Raw genomic sequence first — 23,053 nt, forward strand, 5'->3', positions numbered from 1 at the left:
ATGGCTGCCGAGGACCGGCTCGACCTGCCGATGGTGGGCGAGCGGCAGAGCCTGCGCGAGCAGGTGGCGCACGCGCTGCGGGCCGCGCTGATCACGGGGGAGATGCGCCCCGGCGTGGTCTACTCGGCGCCGGTGCTGGCCGCGCAGTTCGGCGTGTCGGCCACGCCCGTCCGCGAGGCCATGCTCGACCTGGCCAAGGAGGGCCTGGTCGAGGCGGTGCGCAACAAGGGCTTCCGCGTCACCGAGCTGTCCGAGCGCGACCTGGACGAGCTGACCGAGATCCGCAGGCTCATCGAGGTGCCGACCGTGGCGCGGCTGGCCGACACCGGGCGCGCCGCCGACTTCGAGCGGCTGCGCCCGGTCGCCGAGGAGATCGTCGCCGCCGCCGAGCAGGGCGACCTGCTCGCCTACGTCGACGCCGACCTGCGCTTCCACCTGGAGCTGCTCGCGCTGTCGGGCAACGCGCACCTGGTCGAGGTCGTCAGGGACCTGCGCACCCGGGCCCGCCTCTACGGCCTGTCGCAGCTCTCCCAGCGCGGCACGCTGGCCGACTCCGCCCGCGAGCACGTGGAGCTGCTCGACGCGCTCAAGGGCGGCGACGTCGAGGCCGTCCGCCTGATCATGTCGGAGCACATCCAGCACGTGCGCGGCATCTGGGCCAGCAACGCCTGAGCCCGTCCCCGCCCCGGCCCGTCCCAGTCCCGGCCCGCCCTAGCGGCCCGCGCGGGTCGAGCCGAAGCTGGCCGCCACGATGCACAGCACCGCCGCCCACTGCTGCACGTTCAGGATCTCGCCCAGCAGCAGCACGCCGATCAGCGCCGCAGCCGCGGGCTCGACGCTCATCAGGATGCCGAACACGTGCTTGGGCATCCGGCGCAGCGCCTTGAGCTCCAGCGAGTAGGGGATCACCGACGACAGCAGCCCCACGCCCAGCCCGATGAGCACCAGCTCCGGCTGGAGCAGATCGGCCCCGCCCGTCGTGACGCCCACCGGCGCGATCACCACGGCCGACACGATCATCGCGAACGACAGCCCGGTGGTGCCCGGGAAACGGCCGCCGGCCGCCGCCGACAGCAGGATGTAGGCCGCCCAGCAGGCGCCCGCCACCAGCGCGAAGCCGATGCCGGCCCAGCTCACCCCGGCCGACTGCCCCCACGGCGCCAGCAGCACCACCCCGGCCGCGGCCAGGCCGACCCACAGCAGGTCGATCCGCCGTCGCGAGGCCGCCACCGCGACGCCCAGCGGCCCCAGGAACTCGATCGCCACCGCGACGCCCATGGGCAGCCGCGCCAGCGCCTCGTAGAACGTCAGGTTCATCACCGCGAGCGTCACGCCGAACGCCAGGCCCACCGCCCAGTCGCGCCACGCCAGCCCGCGCAGCCGGGGCCGGGCCACCGCCCCCATGATCAGCGCCCCGGCCGCGATCCGCAGGAACACCACCGCGCTCGGCGGGAGCGCCGCGAACAGCTCCTTGGCGAACCCCGCCCCGAGCTGCACGGAGAAGATCCCCAGCAGCACCAGCCCGGACGGCGGAATGGAATCGGCGGCGCCGCGCAGCAGGCTGCCGGCCCGGGGCAGGCGGCCGCCGCGGTCGAGCGGGTCGTCGTAGGCGAAGGCGGTCACGGATCTCCTCACAGCGAAAAGGCCCTCGCAGCCTACCCACCGCCTCCGGCATCGCCGCAGCCGAGGTGATATGACTGCCCGATAACCCCATGAATCGGTAAAGGGACCCATGTCCGCCACTCCCGACAGGCCCCCGTCCTCCCTCGCCGCGGCCTCGTTCGTCAGCTGCTTCGACCGCTTCGCCGTGACGCCCATGCTCGTGCTCATCGCCGTCGACCTCGGCGTCCCGCTGGCCGCCGCCGTCGCCGTGGCCAGCGGCTACTACCTCGCCTACGGGCTGGTGCAGCCGCTGTGGGGCGTGCTGTCCGACCGGTTCGGGCGGGTGCGCGTCATGCGGATCGCGCTGCTCGGCGCGGCCGTGACGGGCCTGGTCTCCGCGTTCATGCCGGTGCTCGGCGCGCTCGTCCTGTCCCGGGTCGCCGCGGGCGCCTGCTTCGGCGCGATCGTGCCCGCCTCGCTCGCCTACGTCGGCGACACCGTCCAGCCGTCCGGCCGCCAGCGCGCCCTGTCGGACCTGATGGGCGTGATGGCGCTGGGCACCGCGCTGGCCACCGGCTTCGGCGGGCTGCTCGGCGACCTGGCGGGCTGGCGGCTGGTGTTCACCGTCCCGGCCGCGTGCGCGCTGGCCTGCGCCGTCGCGCTGCGCGCCCTGCCGGAGCCGCCCAGGAGCGCCGCCGGTCCCGGGCGCGGCGGGCACGTCGGCGCGGTCCTGCGCAGCCCGTGGGCGCTGCTGGTGTTCGCGCTGGCGTTCGTGGAGGGGGCCGTGCTCATCGGCACGATGGCGTTCCTGGCCACCGCCCTGCAGCACGACGGCGTCTCCACCACCGTGGCCGGGCTCTGCGCCGCCGCCTACGGGCTCGGCGTGTGGCTGTTCAGCCGGCTGGTCATGCGGCTGTCGCGCGGGTGGCCCGCGTGGTGGCTCATCGCGGCGGGCGGCGCGCAGATGTGCGCCGGCTACGCCGTCGTCGCCGCCGGGGTGAGCGTGGCCGCCGTCACGGTCACCGCGCTGCTGCTCGGCGGCGGCTGGTCGTTCATGCACTCGTCGCTGCAGACGTGGGTCACCTCCGTGGTGCCGCACGCCAGGGGCACCGCCGTGGCGTTCTTCGCCTCGGCGCTGTTCGTCGGCAGCGCCGCCTCCTCGTGGGCGGCGGGGCCGCTGGCCGGGGACGGCCGCTACGGGTTGCTGTTCGGGCTCGCCGCGGCGGCGGCGCTGCCCCTCACCGTCGTGGCCGCCCTCGCCAGACGCCGCTACGGCGCCCTCGTCGCGGACGCCTCGGCCGGTTAGGTCAGGACATCGTCGCGCGGGTCAGTCCCAGCGGAAGGTGCGGGCGGCCAGGCCCAGGGAGGCCAGCGCCCAGACGGCCAGCACGGCGAGCGCGCCCAGCGGCAGCGCCGCGCCGCCCGACAGGACCGCGCGCAGCCCGCCGGTCAGCGCCGAGATCGGCAGCAGCTCCAGCACCGGCCGCACCGACGCGGGGAACTTCGCCAGCGGGAACACCACCCCGCCCGCCGCCAGCAGCAGCAGGTAGACCAGGTTGGCGGCGGCCAGCGTCGCCTCGGCCCGCAGCAGGCCGGCCATGAGCAGCCCGAGCCCGCTGAACGCGGCGGTGCCCAGCAGCACCAGCAGCGCGGCGGTGAACGGCGACCCGTGCGGCTGCCAGCCCAGCGCCAGCGCGACCGCGACGATCACCGCGACCTGGATGGCCTCCACCGCGATCACCGCGGCCGTCTTGGCCAGCATGAGCCCGCCCCGCGACAGCGGCGTGGCGCCCAGCCGCCTGAGCACCCCGTAGCGCCGCTCGAACCCGGTGGCGATCGCCTGCCCGGTGAACGCCGTCGACATCACCGCCAGCGCCAGCACGCCCGGCGCGAGGAACGCCACCCGGTCGCCGCCGCCCACGTCGATGAGCGGCGCCACCGAGAAGCCGACCAGCAGCAGCACCGGGATGATCATCGTGAGCAGCAGTTGCTCGCCGTTGCGCAGCATGGCCCGGATCTCGGCCCCGGCCTGCGCCAGCACCATGCGCGGGAACGGCGCCGCCCCCGGCGCGGGGGTGAAGTCCAGCGTGGCGCTCATCGCAGCTCCCTGCCCGTCAGCTCCAGGAACACGTCTTCCAGCGTGCGGCGCTCGATGCGCAGGTCGTCGGCCGTGACGCCCTCCGCCGCGCACCAGGCCGTCACGGTGGCCAGCAGCTCCGGGTCCACCTGGCCCTCGATGATGTAGTGGCCGGCCGGCGACTCCTTGGCCGCGCTCCCGGCCGGCAGCGCGTTGAGCAGCTCCTCCAGCCCCAGCCCCGGCCGGGCGCGGAAGCGGAGCTGCCGCTCGGCGCCGGTCAGCGTGGCGGGACTGCCCTCGGCCACCACCCGGCCGCGGTCGATGATGACGACCTTGTCGGCCAGCCGCTCGGCCTCGTCCATGTGGTGGGTGGTCAGCACCACCGACACCCCGGCGGCGCGCAGCTCGCCGACCAGCTCCCAGCACGCGTGCCTGGCCTGCGGGTCGAGCCCGGCCGTCGGCTCGTCCAGGAAGACCAGCTCGGGCCTGCCGATGACGGCCGCGGCCAGCGACAGCCGCTGCTGCTGGCCGCCCGACAGCCTCCGGTACGGGGTCCGTACGTGATCGGAGAGGCCGAGGCGCTCCAGCAGCGCGGCCGGGTCGAGGGGACGGGCGTAGAAGCGGGCGACCAGCCGCAGCCACTCGGCGCAGCGCATCGCGGGCGGGACCCCGCCGGACTGCAGCATGACGCCCACCCGGGGGCGCAGCGCGGCGGCGTCGGGGGCGCTGCCGAGCACCCGCACCGTGCCGGCGTCGGCTTTGCGGAACCCCTCGCAGATCTCCACCGTCGAGGTCTTGCCGGCGCCGTTGGGGCCGAGGACGGCGGTGACCGCGCCGCGCGCGGCCAGCATGCTGAGGCCGTCGACCGCGGTGGTGCCGCCATAGCGCTTGACCAGGTCCGCGATCTCGACGGCTGGGGATTCCATGCGCACGAGTTTAGGGACTGCAGGGGCCGGTCCGGCCCGCAGGGCAAGGTGGGCCGAAATTTATCCCATAATTGGGAATTCGGGGGACCAGATGATGGTTTGACCCCTCGGCCCTCGTGGGCCGTGACGCCTGCGAGGGAGAGGGGCACGCATGTCCGTGGCGGAGGACCTGGCCGCACAAACCACCCGAACGCGACCGGCCGCCAAGGAACGGCGGGGGCTCCTGCTCCTCATCCTGGGCGCGCTGTCGGCGATCGGGCCGCTGTCCATCGACATGTACCTGCCCGCGCTGCCCGCCATCAGCGGCGAGATGCTCAGCCCCGCCGCCCAGGTCCAGCTCACGCTCACCGCCTGTCTCATCGGCGTGTCGGCCGGCCAGGTGATCGCCGGGCCCGTGAGCGACGTGCGCGGGCGGCGGCTGCCGCTGATCGTCGGCGTGGCCGGGTTCGCGCTGACGTCGCTGCTGTGCGCCTTCGCGCCGTCGGTGCCCGTGCTGATCGTGCTGCGGCTGCTGCAGGGCATGCTCGGCGGGGCCGCGCTGGTCATCGTCCGGGCCGTGGTCCGCGACCTGTACGACGGGCCCGCCATCGCCCGCATCTTCGCCACCCTCATGCTGGTCAGCGGCCTGGCGCCGATCCTGGCCCCGGTGGCGGGCGCGCAGCTGCTGGCCTTCACCTCCTGGCGCGGCGTGTTCGTCGCGCTCAGCCTGGCCGGGCTGGTGCTGCTGCTGGCCGTCCTGCCCGGCGTGCGCGAGACGCTGCCCGCCGAGCAGCGGGAGGGCGGCGGGCTCAAGCACACGCTGGCCACGTTCTGGGCGCTGCTGCGCGACCGCGCGTTCATGGGCTGCGCGCTCACGGCCGGGCTGGCCTTCGCCGCCATGTTCGCCTACATCTCCGGCTCGCCGTTCGTGCTGCAGGAGGTGTACGCGGCCACGCCCCAGCAGTATTCGCTCATCTTCGGGCTCAACGCGCTCGGCCTGACCGTGATGGCCCAGGTCGGCGGCAGGCTGTCGGGCCGGGTCCGGCCGGCGCGGCTGGTGTTCGCCGGCCTGTTCGTGAGCCTGGCGGGAGGCGGGCTGCTGCTGGCCGCCGCGGTCACCGGGCTGGGGCTGGCGGGTATCGTGGCGGGGCTGTTCGTCATCATGTGCGGCCAGGGGCTCGTCCTGCCGGGCACCGGCGCGCTGGCGCTGGCCGGGCAGCCCCCGCAGATCGCCGGGTCGGCCTCGGCGCTGCTGGGCGTCCTGCAGTTCGCGCTGGGGGCGGTCGCGGCCCCGCTGGTGGGCCTGGCCGGCCAGGACACCGCCGTGCCGATGGCCGCGCTGATGCTCGCCCTGATGGCCGCTTCGGCGCTCAGCTTCGGCATCCTGGGACGCCAGCGAAATTAGGTAAGCCTACCCTGCGTGAGAAATTGCATTGCCGGGTCCTCCGGATTCATTTGAGATGCGGGAAGGAATTACGGCACACTGATGTTGTGAAAAACGTGCCCACGATCGAGCCAGGCAGCGAGCGCAGCACCCGTGCGCGCGTGGCCCGGCTGATCCTGGAACACGGTCCCATCGCCGCGGCGGCGCTGGGCGAGCGGCTCGGGCTCACGCCCGCGGCCGTCCGCCGTCACCTCGACGCGCTGCTGACCGACGGGATGATCGAGCCTCGCACCGGGCGCCAGCGCGGTCAGCGCGGGCGCGGGCGGCCGGCCAAGCTGTTCGCCATCACCGACGCGGGGCGCAGTGCCTTCGAGCACGCCTATGACGATCTGGCCGGGAGCGCGCTGCGTTTCCTGGCCGAGCGCATGGGAGAAGAAGCCGTGTCCGACTTCGCCCGCTCACAGGTTTCCGGCCTGCTGCGGCGGATGGAGCCGGTCATGCGGGCGGTGCCGGCCGACCAGCGGGTCCAGGTCCTGGCGCAGGCGCTGTCGGCGGAGGGTTACGCGGCCTCGGCCAGCAAGGCCAAGTCCGGCGGCGACCAGCTCTGCCAGCACCACTGCCCGGTGGCGCACGCGGCCGCGGAGTTCCCGCAGCTGTGCGAGGCCGAGACGGAGGCGTTCGCGCAACTGCTCGGCACCCCGGTGCAGCGCCTGGCCACGATCGCGCACGGCGACGGGGTCTGCACCACGCACGTCAGCCCCCAGACGCTGGGGCCCGCACATAGAGCCATCGATAAGAACAAGGAGACCGGAAGGTGACTGTCACCGACCGCCCGGAGCTGGAAGGCCTCGGGAATTACAAGTTCGGCTGGGCCGACCCCGACGCCGCCGGGGCCGCGGCCAAGCGCGGCCTGTCCGAGGAGGTCGTCCGAGACATCTCCGCGCTCAAGAACGAGCCGGAGTGGATGCTCGACCTTCGCCTGAAGGGGCTCCGCCTGTTCGGCAAGAAGCCGCTGCCGACCTGGGGCTCCGACCTCACCGGCATCGACTTCGACAACATCAAGTACTTCGTGCGCTCCACCGAGAAGCAGGCCGCTTCCTGGGACGAGCTGCCCGAGGACATCAAGAACACCTACGACAAGCTCGGCATCCCCGAGGCGGAGAAGCAGCGCCTCATCGCCGGCGTCGCGGCCCAGTACGAGTCCGAGGTCGTCTACCACAAGATCCGTGAGGACCTTGAGGAGAAGGGCGTCATCTTCGTCGACACCGACACGGGCCTGCGCGAGCACGAGGAGCTCTTCAAGGAGTACTTCGGCTCGGTGATCCCGGTGGGCGACAACAAGTTCGCCGCTCTCAACACCAGCGTGTGGTCCGGTGGCTCGTTCATCTACGTGCCGCCGAACGTCGAGGTCGAGATCCCGCTCCAGGCCTACTTCCGGATCAACACCGAGAACATGGGCCAGTTCGAGCGGACGCTCATCATCGTCGACGAGAACAGCTACGTGCACTACGTCGAGGGCTGCACCGCGCCGATCTACTCCTCCGACTCGCTGCACTCCGCGGTCGTCGAGATCATCGTGAAGAAGAACGCCCGCTGCCGTTACACGACCATCCAGAACTGGTCGAACAACGTCTACAACCTGGTCACCAAGCGCGCCGTCGCCTACGAGGGCGCGACCATGGAGTGGATCGACGGCAACATCGGCTCCAAGGTCACCATGAAGTACCCGGCCGTCTACCTGATGGGCCAGCACGCCAAGGGCGAGACGCTGAGCGTCGCGTTCGCCGGCGAGGGCCAGCACCAGGACGCCGGCTCCAAGATGGTGCACCTGGCGCCCAACACGAGCTCCAGCGTCATCTCCAAGTCGGTGGCGCGCGGCGGCGGCCGCACCTCCTACCGCGGTCTCGTGCAGATCGAGGAGGGCGCCCACGGCAGCGCCAGCACCGTCAAGTGCGACGCCCTGCTCGTCGACCAGATCAGCCGCTCCGACACCTACCCGTACGTCGACGTCCGCGAGGACGACGTCTCGATGGGCCACGAGGCCACGGTCTCCAAGGTCAGCGAGGACCAGCTGTTCTACCTCATGAGCCGCGGGCTCGAAGAGGACGAGGCGATGGCGATGATCGTGCGCGGCTTCGTGGAGCCGATCGCGCGTGAGCTGCCCATGGAATACGCGCTCGAGCTGAACCGGCTGATCGAGCTGCAGATGGAAGGAGCCGTCGGCTGATGGGCCTGAACGAGAAGCCCCTGTCGACCCTGCACGAGAAGGCGTCGTACGACCTGGCCGACTTCGAGGTCCCCACGGGCCGCGAGGAGGCGTGGCGCTTCACGCCGCTGTCGCGCCTGAAGGGGCTGCACAACGGCCAGGCCGCGGCCAGCGGCCAGGTGGTCACCCAGGTCTACACGCCCGAGGGCGTGCGGGCCGAGTGGGTCGGCCGCGACGACGAGCGCATCGGCAGGGCGTATGTGCCCGCCGACCGGGTCAGCGCCCAGGCCTACAACGGCTTCGAGAAGGCGCTGGTCGTGACCGTGCCCCGCGAGGCCGCCCCGGCCGACGCGATCTCCGTGGAGATCAAGGGCAACGGCGGCGAGGGCGCCGCGTACGGCCACATCGTGGTCGTCGTCGAGCCGATGGCGCAGGCGACCGTGGTCGTCCAGCACGAGGGCAGCGCCGTCTACGCCGACAACGTCGAGTTCGTCGTCGGCGACGGCGCCACGCTCAAGGTCGTCAGCCTCCAGGACTGGGCCGACGACGCCGTGCACGTGTCCCACCACCACGCCCAGCTCGCCAAGGACGCCACGTTCCGGAGCTTCGTGGTGACCCTGGGCGGCGACCTGGTGCGGCTGTCGCCCAGCGTCTCCTACACCGCGCCCGGCGGCGACGCCGACCTGTCCGGCGTCTACTTCGTCGACGCGGGCCAGCACCTGGAGCACCGCCTGCTCGTCGACCACTCGCAGCCCAACTGCAAGAGCAACGTCGACTACCGCGGCGCGCTCCAGGGCGAGGACGCGCACGCCGTCTGGATCGGCGACGTGATCATCAGGGTCGCGGCCGAGGGCACCGACACCTACGAGCTCAACCGCAACCTCATCCTCACCGACGGCGCCCGCGCCGACTCGGTGCCCAACCTGGAGATCCTCACCGGCGAGGTCGCCGGCGCGGGGCACGCCTCGACGTCGGGCCGCCTCGACGACGAGCACATCTTCTACCTCCAGGCTCGCGGCATCCCGTTCGACGAGGCCCGCCGCCTGGTCATCCGCGGCTTCCTCGGCCAGCTCATCGAGAAGATCCAGGTCGACGAGCTGCGCGAGCGCGTGATGAACGCGGTGGAGGCGGAGCTCGCACGATGAGCGGCTACGAGAAGGTGTGCAAGGTCAGCGACATCCCCGACGAGGGGGTGATCGGCGTCGAGGTGGGTGAGACCCCCGTGGCGCTGGTGCGCAAGGGCGACGAGGTGTTCGCCCTGCACGACATCTGCTCGCACGCCGAGGTCAAGCTCAGCGAGGGCGAGGTGTACGACGGCACCCTGGAGTGCTGGCTGCACGGCTCGTGCTTCGACATCCGCTCCGGCAAGCCCACCGGCCCGCCCGCGACCAAGCCCGTGAACGTCTACACAGTCAAGATCGACGGCGACGACGTCCTCGTCTCGCTCTCGAAGGAGTCATAAACACATGTCCACCCTTGAGATCCGTGACCTGAAGGTCGCCGTCGAGGACAAGGAAATCCTGCGCGGCGTCAACCTGACCGTGAAGGCCGGCGAGACCCACGCCATCATGGGCCCCAACGGCTCGGGCAAGTCCACGCTCGCCTACGCGATCGCCGGTCACCCGAAGTACACGATCACCGGCGGTGAGGTGCTGCTCGACGGCGTCGACCTGCTGGAGCTGTCGGTCGACGAGCGCGCCCGCGCCGGCCTGTTCCTCGCCATGCAGTACCCGGTCGAGGTCCCCGGCGTGTCGGTGTCCAACTTCCTGCGCTCGGCCGTCACCTCCGTCCGCGGCGAGGCGCCCAAGCTGCGCGAGTTCGCCAAGGACCTCAAGAGCGGCATGGACGCCCTGTCCATCGACGCGGCCTTCGCCCAGCGCAACCTGAACGAGGGCTTCTCCGGCGGCGAGAAGAAGCGCCACGAGATCCTCCAGCTCGAGCTGCTCAAGCCGAAGATCGCGGTGCTCGACGAGACCGACTCCGGCCTCGACGTCGACGCCCTGCGCGTGGTGTCGGAGGGCATCAACCGCTTCCGCGCCTCCGGCGAGACCGGCGTGCTGCTCATCACCCACTACACCCGCATCCTGCGCTACGTGAAGCCCGACTTCGTGCACGTCTTCGCGGCCGGCCGGGTCGTGGAGGAGGGCGGGCCGGAGCTGGCCGACAAGCTCGAGGCCGAGGGCTACGAGCAGTACACGAAGGCATCTGCATGACTTCCACCAGCTTGGACGTGGAGAGGATCAGGAAAGACTTCCCGGTCCTCTCCCGCGAGCTGCCCGGCGGGCGTCCGCTCGTCTACCTCGATTCGGGCAACTCCTCGCAGAAGCCCACATCGGTCGTCGAGACCATGCGCGAGCACCTGGCGATGCACTACAGCAACGTCGGGCGCGCCATGCACGTGCTGGGCTCGGAGTCGACCGAGGCGTACGAGAGCGCGCGCGACAAGGTCGCCGCGTTCATCGGCGCCCCGTCGCGCGACGAGGTGGTCTTCACCAAGAACGCCTCCGAGGCGCTCAACCTCGTCGCCTACAGCTTCGGCAACCCGGCGTGCGCCGACCCGCGCTTCACGCTCGGCCCCGGTGACGAGATCGTCATCTCCGAGATGGAGCACCACTCCAACATCGTGCCGTGGCAGATGCTCGCGCAGCGCACCGGCGCGACGCTGAAGTGGTTCGGCGTCACCGACGAGGGCCGGCTCGACCTCGCCGACGGCGTCGTCACCGAACGCACGAAGATCGTCTCGGTCGCGCACCAGTCGAACGTGCTCGGCACCGTCAACCCGGTCGCCGACGTGGTCGCGCTCGCCCGCCGGGCCGGCGCGCTGGTCCTGCTCGACGCCTCCCAGTCCGTCCCGCACCACCCCGTGGACGTGGCGGCGCTGGACGCCGACTTCGTGGCCTTCACCGGCCACAAGATGGTCGGCCCGTCCGGCATCGGCGTGCTGTGGGCGCGCGGCGAGCTGCTGGAGGCCATGCCGCCGTTCCTCGGCGGCGGCGAGATGATCGAGGCGGTCTGGATGGACCGCTCGACGTACGCGCCCGCGCCCCACAAGTTCGAGGCCGGCACCCCGCCGATCGTCGAGGCCATCGGGCTCGGCGCGGCCGTCGACTACCTGACCGGCATCGGCATGGCGGCCGTGGAGGCCCACGAGCGCGAGCTCACCGCCTACGCGCTCGACGCGCTGCGCGAGGTGCCCGGCCTGCGCCTGATCGGGCCCGACTCGCTCGACCTGCGGGGCGGCACGCTGGCGTTCACGCTGGAGGGGATCCACCCGCACGACGTGGGCCAGATCCTCGACGACCGGTTCGGCATCGCCGTGCGGGTCGGCCACCACTGCGCGCGCCCGCTGCACCTCAGGTTCGGAATACCGGCGACCACCAGGGCGTCGTTCTACCTGTACAACACCACGGGCGAGGTCGACGCCCTGGTGCGCGGCCTCCACCACGTACAGAAGGTGTTCGCATAGCCATGATCGGCGAGTCGATGTACCAGGAGCTGATCCTGGAGCACTACAAGCACCCGCAGGGGCGGGGGCTGCGCGAGCCGTACGACACCGAGGTTCACCACGTGAACCCCACGTGCGGCGACGAGATCACGCTGCGCGTCAAGGTGGGCGACGCGGGCCGCATCGAGGACGTCTCCTACGACGGCCAGGGCTGCTCCATCAGCCAGGCCGCCGCCTCGGTGCTGCACGAGCTGACCGCCGGCTCGACCGTCGAGGAGACCCTGTCGGTGGTCGACGAGTTCACCCGGCTCATGCAGGGCAGGGGACAGGTGGAGGCCGACGAGGACGTGCTCGGCGACGCGGTCGCGTTCGCCGGGGTGGCCAAGTTCCCGGCCCGCGTGAAGTGCGCGCTGCTGTCGTGGATGGCCTACAAGGACGCTGTAGTGAGGAGTGCTGCACGATGAGCAAGCCCGTCGAGACCCCGACCGGCTTCGACGGCGAGGCGAGCGTCGAAGAGGTCATGGAGGCGCTCAAGGACGTCGTCGACCCCGAGCTCGGCATCAACGTCGTCGACCTCGGCCTGATCTACGGCCTCAACCTCGACCCGGCCGACGGCGGCGCCAAGCCGGTGGCCACCATCGACATGACGCTGACCAGCGCGGCCTGCCCGCTGACCGACGTCATCGAGGACCAGGCGCACTCCGCCCTGGAGGGCATGGTCTCCGATGTGAAGATCAACTGGGTCTGGCTGCCGCCGTGGGGCCCGGACAAGATCACCGATGAGGGCCGTGAGCAGCTTCGTATGCTAGGCTTCAACGTCTGATCTTTTATTGCTGGTCGGCTGGCGCTCCGCGTCAGCCGCTTCAGCATGCCAGGGGATCCGGAAAGTCCGGCGCCCCGACGGGGAATAGTCTTGATCCTCCCCGCGTTGGCACCAGGGACACCTGACGCCTCATCGCGCGTCCCGCGCCGCCTGCGGCCGGCGCCCAGGTGCGCCTCCCCCTCCGCTCGCCCCCACGGCGGGCGCACTGCACCGTGTACGGCAAGGCCGCCGTACGTCCTGGCTCGTCCTTTCGCAGAAGTGACGTGCCACTTCGACTGAAAGGCACGAAGTTCGTGACCATGCTTGACGCTGCCCTGCCCGAGACGACCCCTGAGCAGGGCCCGTCCGAGTTCGAGCTGCTCGGCCTGCCCAAGCCGCTCATCAGCGGTCTCTCCCGGCAGGGAATCGACAGCCCGTTCCCCATCCAGAGCGCGACGATCCCGGACGTGCTCTCCGGCGCCGACGTCCTCGGCCGCGGCCAGACCGGCTCCGGCAAGACGCTGGCCTTCGGCCTGCCCACGATGGCCCGCCTCGCCGGCGTCAAGCCGGCCCCCGGCCGGCCCCGCGCCATGATCCTCGTCCCCACCCGTGAGCTCGCGCTCCAGGTGCACGACGCCATCGAGCCCCTCGGCCGCGGCCTCGGCCTGCGCATGAAGGTCGTCGTCGGCGGCATGTCCATGGGCAAGCAGATCGAGGCGCTGCGCCGCGGCGTCGACGTCGTCATCGCCACCCCGGGCCGTCTCGGCGACCTCATCCGGCAGGGCGAGTGCTCGCTGGAGGACATCGAGATCAGCGTCCTGGACGAGGCCGACCACATGTGCGACCTCGGCTTCTTCCCCGTCGTCACCGAGCTGCTCGCGCAGACCCCGGCCGATGGTCAGCGGCTGCTGTTCTCCGCCACGCTCGACGGCGACGTCGACAAGCTCGTGCAGCGCTTCCTGAAGGACCCGATCACCCACTCCGTCGCCCCCGCGACCTCCCCGGTCGACACGATGGAACACCACGTCATGCAGGTGACGCGCGACGACAAGTTCGACGTCACGGCCGAGATCGCCAACCGCGAGGGCCGTACGATCATCTTCGTCCGCACCCAGCACGGCGTCGACCGGCTGTGCAAGCAGCTCGCCCGCGTCGGCGTCAAGGCCGGCGGCCTGCACGGCGGCAAGCGCCAGAACCAGCGCACCCGCATCCTCGCCGAGTTCCGCGAGGGCTCGGTCAACGTGCTCGTCTGCACCGACGTGGCCGCCCGCGGCATCCACGTCGACAACATCAGCCTCGTGCTGCACGTCGACCCGCCGCAGGACCACAAGAGCTACCTGCACCGTGGCGGCCGCACCGCCCGCGCCGGCGAGAAGGGCACCGTCGTCACGCTGGTGCTCCCGAACGAGCGCCGCTCCACCGACGCGCTGACCCGGCGGGCGGGCATCCACCCGTTCCGCCTCAAGGCGACGCCCGGCCACCCGCGCCTGGCCGAGATCGCCGGGGCCCGCACGCCCAGCGGCGAGGCCATCCCCGTGTGGGAGCCCGACGTGCGCAAGCCGCTGCGCCCCCGGCGCGAAGGCGGCCACGCCGGCTCCGAGCGCCGCGGCCGGCGTCCGCGCCGTGAGTTCGACGGCGAGCGCCGCCCGCGCCGCCACGACGGCGACCGCCCGCCTTTCGCCGGCCCGCGCCGGACCGAGGACGGCTCGTTCGGCGGCCAGCGCCGCACCGACGACCGCTACCCGCGCCGTCACGACGAGCCCCGCACGTTCGGCGACGACCGCCGCTCCGGCGGCGACCGCCCCCGCGGTGGCTACCGCAACGACGGTGACCGTGGCGGATACTCCGGCGGCGGTGACCGCGGTGGCTTCGGCGGCGGTGACCGTGGCGGTTTCGGGGGCGGTGACCGTGGCGGCGACCGCGGCGGTGACCGTGGTGGCTACCGCAACGACGGCGACCGTGGCGGATACTCCGGCGGCGGTTACCGCAACGACGGTGACCGTGGCGGCTACTCCGGTGGCGGCGACCGTGGCGGCTTCCGCAACGACGGCGACCGTGGCGGTTTCTCCGGTGGCGACCGTGGGCGTGGCGGGTTCCGTGAGGGTGACCGGCCGCGTGGCGGGTTCCGCTCCGACGACCGCCGCCACTCCACCGACCGTGGCCGCCCGTTCTCGGCCGACCGCGAGCGCGGCGTCCGCACGGACGACCGTCCCCGTGACGGCTACCGCTCCGGCGGCGCCCGTCCCGACGACCGCGGCCAGCGGGGCGGCTTCCGCGCCGACGACCGTGGCAACGGCGGCTTCCGCCGGGGCGGCTCCGCCCGCCGCTACGAGCGCTGATCCCCGGGGCCGCACCGCCCCATGAGTCTGACGCCCGCCGTGCCCGGTCCTCCCGGGCACGGCGGGCGTCCGCGTTCCCGCACCCTGGCGGGCGCACCTCACCCGCCCGCCGGTGGCCTGCCTGCACGACGTACGGGCCGTTCCCGGTCCGGACGGCCGCCGCCACGCCGTCACCGGCCTCGGCCGCCGCCTGCCGCCAGGCATGGGCCCCGCGCGACTCGCGGGCGTCTCGGCTGGCGGACGCGGCACGAAGCGGGGTCGCGTGGCGACTAGGCTGTTACCGCACGCCAGCCGATCGACGAGAGAGATCATGAAGACCTTCGAAGAGCTGTTCGCCGAGCTGTCCGAGAAGGCCCGGACCCGGCCCGCCGGCTCCGGCACCGTGGCCGCCATCGACGCCGGCGTCCATGCCATCGGCAAGAAGGTCGTCGAGGAGGCCGCCGAGAGCTGGATGGCGGCCGAGCACGAGTCTGACGACCGGGCCGCCGAGGAGATCTCCCAGCTCCTCTACCACGTCCAGGTGCTCATGATCGCCAAGGGGATCGGCCTGGACCAGGTCTACAAGCATCTCTAGGGCGCCCCCGCGCCCGCCTCCGGTCTTCCGCAACGACTCTGGACACCGAGGAATCAGACATGCTTCGCCTGGCCGTACCGAACAAGGGCACTCTCAGTGAGGCCGCCCAAGTCATGCTCAAGGAGGCCGGCTACCGGTCCCGCAGAGACAGCAAGGAGCTCGTCGTCGTCGACGAGGAGAGCGGCTGCGAGCTGTTCTTCCTGCGCCCGCGCGACATCGCCGTCTACGTCGGGGAGGGCACGCTCGACGCCGGCATCACCGGCCGCGACATGCTCGTCGACTCCGGCGCGTCGGTCGAGGAGGTCATGCCGCTCGGCTTCGGCGCCTCCACCTTCCGGCTGGCCACCCGGGCCGGCACGATGACGTCCGTCAAGGATTTGCAGGGGCTGCGGGTGGCCACCGCCTACGCGGGCCTGCTGGAGAAATACCTGTCCGACCAGGGCGTCGACGCGCGCGTCATCAAGCTCGACGGCGCGGTCGAGACCGCCATAAGGCTCGGCGTGGCCGACGCGGTGGCCGACGTGGTGGAGACCGGCACGACGCTGCGCAACGTCGGCCTGGAGGTGTTCGGCGACCCGATCATGAAGTCGGAGGCGGTGCTCATCAAGCAGCACACCGCCCCGGCGACCAACGGCGTCGAGCAGCTCGTGCGCCGGCTGCAGGGCGTCGTGCACGCCCGCGACTTCGTGATGATGGACTACGACATCCGCGCCGAGCGGATCGAGGAGGCCATCGCGCTCACCCCGGGCATGGAGGGGCCGACGGTCTCGCCGCTGCACCGGGAGGGCTGGGTGGCCGTGCGCGCCATGGTCCGGCGCCGGGGGCACCAGCAGGTGATGGACCAGCTGTGGGACATCGGCGCAAGGGCCATCCTGGTCACCGACATCTACGCCTGCCGCCTGTGACCTCTGCCTGCGCCGTCAGGTAATCGCCGTTCCGGGCGGGAACGTACCGGTCCGTGAGTATCCGACCTGTTACGGAGCGGTGCGCCCGCCGCGCCTTCACTGTGCGCGACGCGTGGACGTGGCTCAAGCACGGCAACCGCCGCTGGGCGGCCGGGACTCCCGGCCGGGCCGGGCAGGACGTGGAGCGGCGGCGGCAGGTGGCGCGGGCGCAGGCGCCGTTCGCGGTGGTGCTGTCGTGCGTCGACTCGCGGGTGCCGCCCGAGGTCGTGTTCGACGCCGGGCTCGGCGACCTGCTCGTCGTCCGCACCGCCGCGCACACGCTCGACCCGCTGGTCAGGGCCGCCGTCCAGTACGGCCCGCACGCGCTGGGCGCGCCGCTCGTGCTGGTGCTCGGGCATCAGCGCTGCGGCGCGGTGACGGCGGCGGCGACGGCCCTGCGCGAGCGCGCCACGCTGCCGGGGGAGCTGCCCGCCGTCGTGGCGGCGCTGGCGGGCGCGTACGAGAGCTCGGGCGGCGACGTGGCCGCGATGACGCGCGCCCACACCGCCGCCACGGTGCGGGAGCTGCGCGACGACCCGCTGCTGCGCGGGCGCGCGACGGTCCTGGGCGCCCACTACTGCCTCGACACGGGCCTGGTCAGCCGCGTCGTCTGACGCACGCCGCCGCCGCTGCCCGGGTGAAACTTTCACCCGGGCGGGGGAGAGCGCGCCAGGTGAGGCAGGGGGCGGGCGGCGAGGGGGATTCCTGTCGTTGACGCGGGGCGAGACCTCGGATGTACTCCGGCACATCGGGCCCCTCGGAGGGGCGCTCTGCGGTACCGAATGTTAGCGCTAACAGCGCAAGTCGGAGGAGGACAACCGGTGAGATCCGCCCTGCGCACGCTTCTGTGTGCCGTCGGCCTGCTGCTTCCGGCCGTGCTGTTCCCGTCGGCGGCCGGAGCCGACAACCCGATCGTGCAGACCATCTACACGGCCGACCCCGCGCCACTCGTCCACGACGGCCGGGTCTACGTCTACACCGGACACGACGAGGACGGCTCCACGTACTTCACCATGCGGGACTGGCGCGTCTACTCCTCCTCGGACATGGCGAACTGGACGGACCACGGCTCGCCCCTGAGCCTGGCCACCTTCGCCTGGGCCGACGCCAACGCCTGGGCCGGCCACGTCGCCCACCGCAACGGCCGCTTCTACTGGTACGTGCCGGTCCGCGACCGTGCCACCGGCTCGATGGCCATCGGCGTCGCGGTCGCCGACAGCCCGACCGGACCCTTCCGGGACGCCATCGGGCGCCCGCTGGTCAACAACGGCGAGATCGACCCCAACGTCCTCATCGACGACAACGGCCAGGCCTACCTGTACTGGGGCAACCCCCGCCTCTGGTACGTCCGGCTGAACACGGACATGATCTCCTACTCCGGCAGCCCCACCCAGATCCCCCTCACCACCGCGGGCTACGGCACGCGCACCGGCAACGCCGCCCGCCCGACCCTCTACGAGGAAGCCCCCTGGGTCTTCAAGCGCAACGGCCTCTACTACAACGTGTTCGCCGCCGAATGCTGCTCCGAGTTCATCGCCTACTCGACGGCGCCCACCGCCACCGGCCCCTGGACCTACCGGGGAACGATCATGCCCAGGCAGGGGAGCAGCTTCACCAACCACGCCGGGATCGTCGACTTCGCCGGCGGGTCGTACTTCTTCTACCACAACGGCGCCCTCCCCGGCGGAGGCGGTTTCACCAGGTCGGTGGCCGTGGAGAAGTTCACGTACAACGCCGACGGCACCATCCCCGTCATCAACATGACCACCGCCGGGCCGCCGCAGATCGGCACCCTCGACCCGTTCGTCCGGCAGGAGGCCGAGACCATGGCCTGGTCCTCCGGGGTCGAGACCGAACCCTCCGCCGAAGGCGGCCTGAACGGGGGCTTCATCGAGAACGGCGACCACCTCAAGGTCAAAGGCGTCGCCTTCGGCAACGGCGCCTCCTCCTTCACCGCCCGCGTCGCCTCGGCCACCAGCGGGGGCCGGATCGAGCTGCGGCTCGGCAGCGCCACCGGCGCCCTCGTGGGCACCTGCGCCGTCACCGGCACCGGCGGGTGGCAGAACTGGGCCTCGGTCACCTGCCCGGTGTCCGGGGCGACCGGCACCCATGACCTCTACCTCCGGTTCGCCGGCGGCAGCGGCTACCTGCTCAACCTCGGCTGGTGGCAGTTCACGCCGAGCGGCGGCAACGGCGCCGAGCTGCTGACGAACGGCGGCATGGAGGACGGCACGACGGGCTGGACCACCTCCGGAGGCACCCTGACCTCCGCCGCCGACGTCGCCCGCACGGGCAGCAGGTCCCTGCTCAACTCCGGCCGTACCGCGGCCTGGAACGGCCCCCACCAGAGCCTGACCGGGCGGCTCACCAACGGCAGGAGCTACACCACGAGCGTCTGGGTGCGGTCGCAGAGCGGAACCCCCAGCGCGAAGGCGACCCTGGCGGTCACGGCGAACGGCACCACGAACTACCACCAGCTCACCCCGGCGCGAACCGTCGGCGCGAACGGCTGGACCCAGCTCACCGGCACCACGACCGTCTCCTGGACCGGAACGCTGACCGGCGCCTCCATCTACGTCGAGACCGTCGCGGGCACCGACGGCCTCTACGTCGACGACGCCTCCTTCCGGTGACCTGGCGGAAGGACCGACCCCGCCCCTTCGACCTCCGAGGTGAGACATCGATGGACAGGAACCGAACGCGCCTCCCCCTGGTCCACGCCGCCGCCGCCATCCTGGCCCTGGCGACCACAGTCGTGGCGATCGGCCCGGCCACGCCAGCGCGGGCGCTGGACAACGGCGTGGGCCGCACCCCGCCGATGGGATGGAACACCTGGAACACCTTCGGCTGCAACATCAACGAGACGCTGATCAAGCAGACGGCCGACGCGCTGGTCAGCTCCGGCATGCGCGACCTGGGATACCAGTACGTCGTGGTCGACGACTGCTGGTTCGATCCGGCCCGCGACTCCGCCGGAAACCTGCGGGCCAACCCGTCCCGGTTCCCGAGCGGCATGAAGGCGCTCGGCGACTACCTGCACGCCAGGAGCCTGAAGTTCGGCCTCTACCAGGCGCCCCTGGACCGGACCTGCGCCCAGTACTTCGGCTCCTACCCGGGGGCGACCGGAAGCCTCGGTCACGAGGTCCAGGACGCCCGGCAGTTCGCCGCCTGGGGCGTCGACTACCTCAAGTACGACTGGTGCTCGCCCACCGGCACCATCGACGACCAGGTGCGCACCTTCGCCAAGATGCGGGACGCCCTGGCCGCCACCGGCCGGCCGATCCTCTACAGCATCAACCCCAACAGCATTCACGAGAAGACCGGCCCGCGCCGAGACTGGGGCGACGTGGCCAACATCTGGCGTACGACCGAGGACATCACCAACGCCTGGAACACGGGCCAGACCAACGGCTACCCGATGGGCATCCAGAACATCGTCGACGTCAACGTCCCCCTCGCGGGCAACGCCCGGCCGGGGCAGTTCAACGACCCCGACATGATGGTCGTCGGCCGGGGCGGCATGAACGACACCGAGATGCGCAGCCACTTCGCCCTGTGGGCCGTCATGGCCGCCCCGCTGATCGCCGGGAACGACGTCCGGAACATGGACGCAGCCACCGAGACGATCATGAAGAATCAGAACCTGATCGCCGTCAACCAGGACCCGCTCGGCCTGCAGGCCACCCAGGTCAGCCACGACGGAACCCGCCGCGTGCTGGCCAAGCGGCTCGGCAACGGCGACGTCGCGGTGGCGCTGTTCAACCAGGGCGGCGCCACCACCACGATCAGCACCACCGCCTCCGCGATCGGCCTGACCGGCGGCCCGTTCACGCTCCGCGACGCCTGGACGAACGCCGTCACCACGACCACCGGGACCATCTCGGCGAGCGTCCCGCCCCACGGCACCGCCGTGTTGCGGGTCAGCGGCGGCACCCCCGCGCCGCCCGCCACCCGGATCCAGGGCGCCGGCTCCGGCAGGTGCCTGGACGTGTCCGGCGCGTCCCAGGTCAGCGGCACCCAGGTGGTGATCTGGGACTGCCACCAGCAGAGCAACCAGCAGTGGACCGCCACCGCCGCCGGCGAACTGCGCGTCTACGGCGGCAAGTGCCTGGACGTCGACAGGGCCGCCACCGCCGACGGCACCGGCGTCATCATCTGGGACTGCAACGGTCAGAGCAACCAGAAATGGCGCTTCAACGCCGACGGCAGCATCACCGCCGTCGGCGCGGGCAAGTGCCTGGACGTGTCCGGCAACGCCACGGCCAACGGCGCCAGGCTCCAGATCTGGTCCTGTAGCGGGGCGCCCAACCAGCGATGGACCCGCCTGTGAGGCCCGGGGCGGCGCTAGCCGAGCTTCTTCACCGCCTCGACGGCCTGGTCGACCTGCTCGGGGGTGGTGACGATGCTGGTGCCGAACCGCAGCAGCGGCGGGTCGTACGGGGTGAGGCTCGTGTCGATCATGCCGGCGCGCAGCCGCTGCATCGCCTCCCCGGGCTGCATGCCGTCGACCGAGACGCACACCAGGCCGGCCGAGAGCGCGGGGTCGGCGGGGGTGGCGAGCGTGACGTGCGGCAGATCGGCCAGGCCGGCCTTGAGCCGGGTGGCCAGCTCCTGGGTGCGCCGCTGGATCCGGTCCAGGCCGATGACCTCCTGGAACCCGAACGCCGCCGGCATCGCCCACCGGTGCTCGAACGCCTTGTAGCCGCCCGGGGTCGCCAGGCGGGCGTCGGTGCGCGCGGGCGGCTCGCCGGTGCGCCACGCCTCGAACGAGCCCTGGCTGAAGGCCGGGATGACGGGGTCGAGCGCGTCCCAGGCGCGGCCCCACACGATGCCGGTGCCGCGCGGCCCGAACAGCCACTTGTGCGTGCCGCTGACCAGGAAGTCGCAGCCCAGCTCGGCCACGCCGTCGGCCATCGCGCCGAAGCCGTGCACGCCGTCGACGCACAGCAGCGCCCGGTCGTGTTCGTCGCGTGACCGGTTGACGTCGGCGAGCATGTCGGCGATCTCCCGGACGGGCAGGCGGACGCCGGTGCTCGAATGCACCCAGGTGATCGCGACGATCCGGGTGCGGTCGCGCAGGCCCTCCCTGATCGCCGTGACGATCCGGCCGGCCGACGCCCGCGCCGGGTCGTCGTACAGCCTGACCCGGCGCACCTCGGCCCCCGTGCGGCGGGCGAGCAGGCGCAGGCCCTCGTGGGTGGCCAGGAAGTCGTGCTCGGTGGTGAGCACATCCTGGCCCTCGCGCAGCCGCAGGCCGGAGTAGAGCAGGCCGAGGCCCATCGTGGTGCTGTCGGTCAGCGCGATGCCGGACGGCTCGGTGCCCAGGTGGCGGGCGGCGGACGCGCGGATCGCCTCGTCCGGGTCGCCGCCGTCCGGCAGGTAGTGCGGGTCACGGTCCAGGGCGTCGCGGTGCTTCTGGACGGCTTCGCGGACCATCGCCGGGGCGGGTGCCAGGATGAACGCCGCGAACTGCGCGTACTTGGGGTCGAGCGCGAACTGGGCGCGTACGGACTCCCAGTCCTGAGGGTCGAAAGGCGGCGCGGAACCCCCAGCGGAGGCTCCAGAGGAGGGAGGCGGAGCGGCAGGGGAGGCGGCAGGAGAGGACGTGCAGGCGGCCACGCTCGCCAGCACTCCCGCGCCGAGCAGGGCCCGTCTGTTCAGCCGAGGAGTCACGCCCTCTTCCTATCCCGGCCCCGCGGCCGTGCCCAGCACCGGGACCGAGTCGTTACGCGCGCATCGCCGCCACCTCCCGGATCAGGTCCGACACGCGGACGATGCCCAGGCAGCGGCTCAGCTCGTCGGTCACCACCAGGTCGTCGTAGACGCGCAGCGCGTCGCGGCCGGCCGCCTGCATGGCCGCCACCGCCGGGGTGGTCTTCGGCACCGTGCGCGGCGGGTCGGCCAGCCGCTGGGCGGGCTTCGAGCCGTGCAGCGCGTGCCCGTAGCGGGAGGCGATCGACAGCAGGAACCGGCTGCGGTCCAGGCTGCCCTTGGGCCGCTGGTACTCGTCCACCAGGATGACGCTGGTGATCGTCGGCTCGTGCCCGAACGCCTCCACCGCCTCCTCCGCGGTCGCCGCCACCGGCAGCGTCACCGCGGGCAGCAGCAGCTCCTGCACGCGTGGCCCGAGCATGACGGCCGCGGGGGAGTCGTCGGCGGGCGGCAGCGGCACCCGCACCCGGCCGTCCGGGCCGGGCGCGAGCAGCGGCCCGTGCGCCAGCCGCACCCCCCACCCGCGTGCCGCCTCCAGCTGCGCCGGGTCCTCCACGCCGGGGGCCAGCACGTGCGCGCCGACGCCGCGCGCCAGCGCCGTCAGCCCCTGCGCCACCGCCGCCGCCCGGTGGTCGCGCGGCGCCCGCGCGATCAGGTCGGGGGCCATCGCCACCAGGTACGGGGCCGTGTCGGCGATGAGGTCGAGCGGCACGCTCTCCGCCCCGGCGCCGCCGAAGCCGAGCAGGTAGCCGAGGTTGCGCAGCCCGTCCAGCGCCACCTTCAGCACCGGCCGGTCGGTCACCGCGCACGGCCCCGACAGCAGCAGGATCGCCTCGCGCGGATGCCTCCGGGCGCGGCGCAGCGCCTCGTGCAGCGGGACGAGCGCCCCGGCGCCCGACAGCACCACCCGCATGGGCAGCTCCAGCACCATCGGAAGCGGCGCGGCCCGCAGCTGGCCCGAGGCGTCCAGGAGCGCGGGGTAGGCGATGACCGATCCGGTGTCGAGGTCCACGACAGGGCCGGTGAGCAGGGAGGACACGTTGAGATGATGGTGTCACCCGAG

The 23,053-nt window shown here is 72.3% G+C and carries 22 protein-coding genes; 17 read left to right on the forward strand and 5 right to left on the reverse strand.

What is annotated here, in order from left to right; genetic code table 11:
- Positions 1-672 (forward strand): GntR family transcriptional regulator, encoded by a 672-nt coding sequence (locus AB0J53_RS08385; RefSeq protein ID WP_219505715.1) that lies wholly within the window; start codon positions 1-3, stop codon positions 670-672.
- Positions 673-711: 39 nt separating this feature from the next.
- Here the strand turns inward: AB0J53_RS08385 and AB0J53_RS08390 are convergent, their stop codons facing one another.
- The gene (locus AB0J53_RS08390) at positions 712-1,623 is read right to left on the reverse strand and encodes a DMT family transporter (protein WP_364170000.1); all 912 of its coding nucleotides are present in this window, start codon (positions 1,621-1,623) and stop codon (positions 712-714) included.
- A 109-nt stretch (positions 1,624-1,732) separates the two neighbouring features.
- On the opposite strand from AB0J53_RS08390, the gene AB0J53_RS08395 reads away from it, so the two are divergent.
- Positions 1,733-2,908: an MFS transporter gene (locus AB0J53_RS08395; protein ID WP_364170003.1), complete on the forward strand. Its 1,176-nt coding sequence runs from the start codon at positions 1,733-1,735 to the stop codon at positions 2,906-2,908.
- Positions 2,909-2,929: 21 nt separating this feature from the next.
- Here the strand turns inward: AB0J53_RS08395 and AB0J53_RS08400 are convergent, their stop codons facing one another.
- Together AB0J53_RS08400 and AB0J53_RS08405 are read right to left on the reverse strand one after the other, a co-directional pair.
- A complete protein-coding gene (locus tag AB0J53_RS08400) occupies positions 2,930-3,700 on the reverse strand; it encodes an ABC transporter permease (protein WP_364170006.1) in 771 nt (256 codons plus the stop codon).
- The gene (locus AB0J53_RS08405) at positions 3,697-4,605 is read right to left on the reverse strand and encodes an ABC transporter ATP-binding protein (protein ID WP_364170009.1); all 909 of its coding nucleotides are present in this window, start codon (positions 4,603-4,605) and stop codon (positions 3,697-3,699) included. The genes AB0J53_RS08400 and AB0J53_RS08405 overlap by 4 nt, the downstream gene beginning before the upstream one ends.
- 151 nt (positions 4,606-4,756) lie before the next feature.
- Between AB0J53_RS08405 and AB0J53_RS08410 the strand changes: the two genes are divergently transcribed.
- From AB0J53_RS08410 to AB0J53_RS08480, 15 genes are all read left to right on the forward strand, one after another.
- Positions 4,757-5,989: a multidrug effflux MFS transporter gene (locus AB0J53_RS08410; protein ID WP_364170012.1), complete on the forward strand. Its 1,233-nt coding sequence runs from the start codon at positions 4,757-4,759 to the stop codon at positions 5,987-5,989.
- Between the two features lie 95 nt (positions 5,990-6,084).
- Complete coding sequence (locus AB0J53_RS08415) at positions 6,085-6,786, forward strand: metalloregulator ArsR/SmtB family transcription factor (RefSeq protein WP_219505750.1); 702 nt, start codon at positions 6,085-6,087, stop codon at positions 6,784-6,786.
- A complete protein-coding gene (sufB, locus tag AB0J53_RS08420) occupies positions 6,783-8,195 on the forward strand; it encodes a Fe-S cluster assembly protein SufB (RefSeq protein ID WP_219505706.1) in 1,413 nt (470 codons plus the stop codon). The genes AB0J53_RS08415 and sufB overlap by 4 nt, the downstream gene beginning before the upstream one ends.
- A complete protein-coding gene (sufD, locus tag AB0J53_RS08425) occupies positions 8,195-9,319 on the forward strand; it encodes a Fe-S cluster assembly protein SufD (protein ID WP_364170017.1) in 1,125 nt (374 codons plus the stop codon). Before sufB ends, sufD begins: the two co-directional genes overlap by 1 nt.
- Positions 9,316-9,636: a non-heme iron oxygenase ferredoxin subunit gene (locus AB0J53_RS08430; protein ID WP_219505703.1), complete on the forward strand. Its 321-nt coding sequence runs from the start codon at positions 9,316-9,318 to the stop codon at positions 9,634-9,636. The genes sufD and AB0J53_RS08430 overlap by 4 nt, the downstream gene beginning before the upstream one ends.
- A gap of 4 nt (positions 9,637-9,640) precedes the next feature.
- Positions 9,641-10,387, forward strand: coding sequence for a Fe-S cluster assembly ATPase SufC (sufC, locus tag AB0J53_RS08435; protein ID WP_364170020.1), 747 nt, complete (start codon positions 9,641-9,643; stop codon positions 10,385-10,387).
- Positions 10,384-11,640 (forward strand): cysteine desulfurase, encoded by a 1,257-nt coding sequence (locus AB0J53_RS08440; protein WP_364170022.1) that lies wholly within the window; start codon positions 10,384-10,386, stop codon positions 11,638-11,640. Before sufC ends, AB0J53_RS08440 begins: the two co-directional genes overlap by 4 nt.
- A 2-nt stretch (positions 11,641-11,642) precedes the next feature.
- On the forward strand, positions 11,643-12,083 hold the full coding sequence (gene sufU / locus AB0J53_RS08445) for a Fe-S cluster assembly sulfur transfer protein SufU (RefSeq protein WP_219505699.1): 441 nt from the start codon (positions 11,643-11,645) through the stop codon (positions 12,081-12,083).
- The gene (locus AB0J53_RS08450; protein ID WP_219505697.1) at positions 12,080-12,442 is read left to right on the forward strand and encodes a metal-sulfur cluster assembly factor; all 363 of its coding nucleotides are present in this window, start codon (positions 12,080-12,082) and stop codon (positions 12,440-12,442) included. Before sufU ends, AB0J53_RS08450 begins: the two co-directional genes overlap by 4 nt.
- A 299-nt stretch (positions 12,443-12,741) precedes the next feature.
- A complete protein-coding gene (locus AB0J53_RS08455) occupies positions 12,742-14,760 on the forward strand; it encodes a DEAD/DEAH box helicase (RefSeq protein ID WP_364170026.1) in 2,019 nt (672 codons plus the stop codon).
- Between the two features lie 310 nt (positions 14,761-15,070).
- Positions 15,071-15,334 carry a phosphoribosyl-ATP diphosphatase gene (locus tag AB0J53_RS08460; RefSeq protein WP_219505694.1) on the forward strand — a complete coding sequence of 88 codons (264 nt, stop codon included), beginning with the start codon at positions 15,071-15,073 and terminating at the stop codon, positions 15,332-15,334.
- A gap of 59 nt (positions 15,335-15,393) precedes the next feature.
- Positions 15,394-16,239 (forward strand): ATP phosphoribosyltransferase, encoded by an 846-nt coding sequence (gene hisG, locus AB0J53_RS08465; protein WP_219505693.1) that lies wholly within the window; start codon positions 15,394-15,396, stop codon positions 16,237-16,239.
- Positions 16,240-16,292: 53 nt separating this feature from the next.
- Entirely contained in the window at positions 16,293-16,892 is a 600-nt protein-coding gene (locus AB0J53_RS08470; RefSeq protein WP_219505692.1) for a carbonic anhydrase, read from the forward strand.
- Between the two features lie 207 nt (positions 16,893-17,099).
- Entirely contained in the window at positions 17,100-18,911 is a 1,812-nt protein-coding gene (locus tag AB0J53_RS08475) for a family 43 glycosylhydrolase (RefSeq protein WP_364170031.1), read from the forward strand.
- 50 nt (positions 18,912-18,961) lie between these two features.
- Positions 18,962-20,608 carry a lectin gene (locus AB0J53_RS08480; RefSeq protein WP_364170034.1) on the forward strand — a complete coding sequence of 549 codons (1,647 nt, stop codon included), beginning with the start codon at positions 18,962-18,964 and terminating at the stop codon, positions 20,606-20,608.
- 14 nt (positions 20,609-20,622) lie between these two features.
- Here AB0J53_RS08480 and AB0J53_RS08485 read toward each other — a convergent pair whose 3' ends face one another.
- Both AB0J53_RS08485 and AB0J53_RS08490 read right to left on the reverse strand, forming a co-directional pair.
- Complete coding sequence (locus tag AB0J53_RS08485; protein WP_364170037.1) at positions 20,623-21,951, reverse strand: aminotransferase class V-fold PLP-dependent enzyme; 1,329 nt, start codon at positions 21,949-21,951, stop codon at positions 20,623-20,625.
- A gap of 52 nt (positions 21,952-22,003) precedes the next feature.
- Positions 22,004-23,029 (reverse strand): EAL domain-containing protein, encoded by a 1,026-nt coding sequence (locus tag AB0J53_RS08490; protein ID WP_308125780.1) that lies wholly within the window; start codon positions 23,027-23,029, stop codon positions 22,004-22,006.
- Positions 23,030-23,053: the final 24 nt, after the last annotated feature.

Source organism: Nonomuraea sp. NPDC049725 (genome assembly GCF_040674795.1).
Lineage (GTDB): Bacteria > Actinomycetota > Actinomycetes > Streptosporangiales > Streptosporangiaceae > Nonomuraea > Nonomuraea ceibae.

Bases quoted from the DNA above. Each gene is read 5' to 3' on its own strand.
- AB0J53_RS08385 (WP_219505715.1), top strand. From the start codon at position 1: ATGGCTGCCGAGGACCGGCTCGACCTGCCGATGGTGGGCGAGCGGCAG.
- AB0J53_RS08395 (WP_364170003.1), top strand. From the start codon at position 1,733: ATGTCCGCCACTCCCGACAGGCCCCCGTCCTCCCTCGCCGCGGCCTCG.
- AB0J53_RS08400 (WP_364170006.1), bottom strand. From the start codon at position 3,700: ATGAGCGCCACGCTGGACTTCACCCCCGCGCCGGGGGCGGCGCCGTTC.
- AB0J53_RS08405 (WP_364170009.1), bottom strand. From the start codon at position 4,605: ATGGAATCCCCAGCCGTCGAGATCGCGGACCTGGTCAAGCGCTATGGC.
- AB0J53_RS08410 (WP_364170012.1), top strand. From the start codon at position 4,757: ATGTCCGTGGCGGAGGACCTGGCCGCACAAACCACCCGAACGCGACCG.
- sufD (WP_364170017.1), top strand. From the start codon at position 8,195: ATGGGCCTGAACGAGAAGCCCCTGTCGACCCTGCACGAGAAGGCGTCG.
- AB0J53_RS08430 (WP_219505703.1), top strand. From the start codon at position 9,316: ATGAGCGGCTACGAGAAGGTGTGCAAGGTCAGCGACATCCCCGACGAG.
- sufC (WP_364170020.1), top strand. From the start codon at position 9,641: ATGTCCACCCTTGAGATCCGTGACCTGAAGGTCGCCGTCGAGGACAAG.
- AB0J53_RS08440 (WP_364170022.1), top strand. From the start codon at position 10,384: ATGACTTCCACCAGCTTGGACGTGGAGAGGATCAGGAAAGACTTCCCG.
- sufU (WP_219505699.1), top strand. From the start codon at position 11,643: ATGATCGGCGAGTCGATGTACCAGGAGCTGATCCTGGAGCACTACAAG.
- AB0J53_RS08450 (WP_219505697.1), top strand. From the start codon at position 12,080: ATGAGCAAGCCCGTCGAGACCCCGACCGGCTTCGACGGCGAGGCGAGC.
- AB0J53_RS08455 (WP_364170026.1), top strand. From the start codon at position 12,742: ATGCTTGACGCTGCCCTGCCCGAGACGACCCCTGAGCAGGGCCCGTCC.
- AB0J53_RS08460 (WP_219505694.1), top strand. From the start codon at position 15,071: ATGAAGACCTTCGAAGAGCTGTTCGCCGAGCTGTCCGAGAAGGCCCGG.
- hisG (WP_219505693.1), top strand. From the start codon at position 15,394: ATGCTTCGCCTGGCCGTACCGAACAAGGGCACTCTCAGTGAGGCCGCC.
- AB0J53_RS08480 (WP_364170034.1), top strand. From the start codon at position 18,962: ATGGACAGGAACCGAACGCGCCTCCCCCTGGTCCACGCCGCCGCCGCC.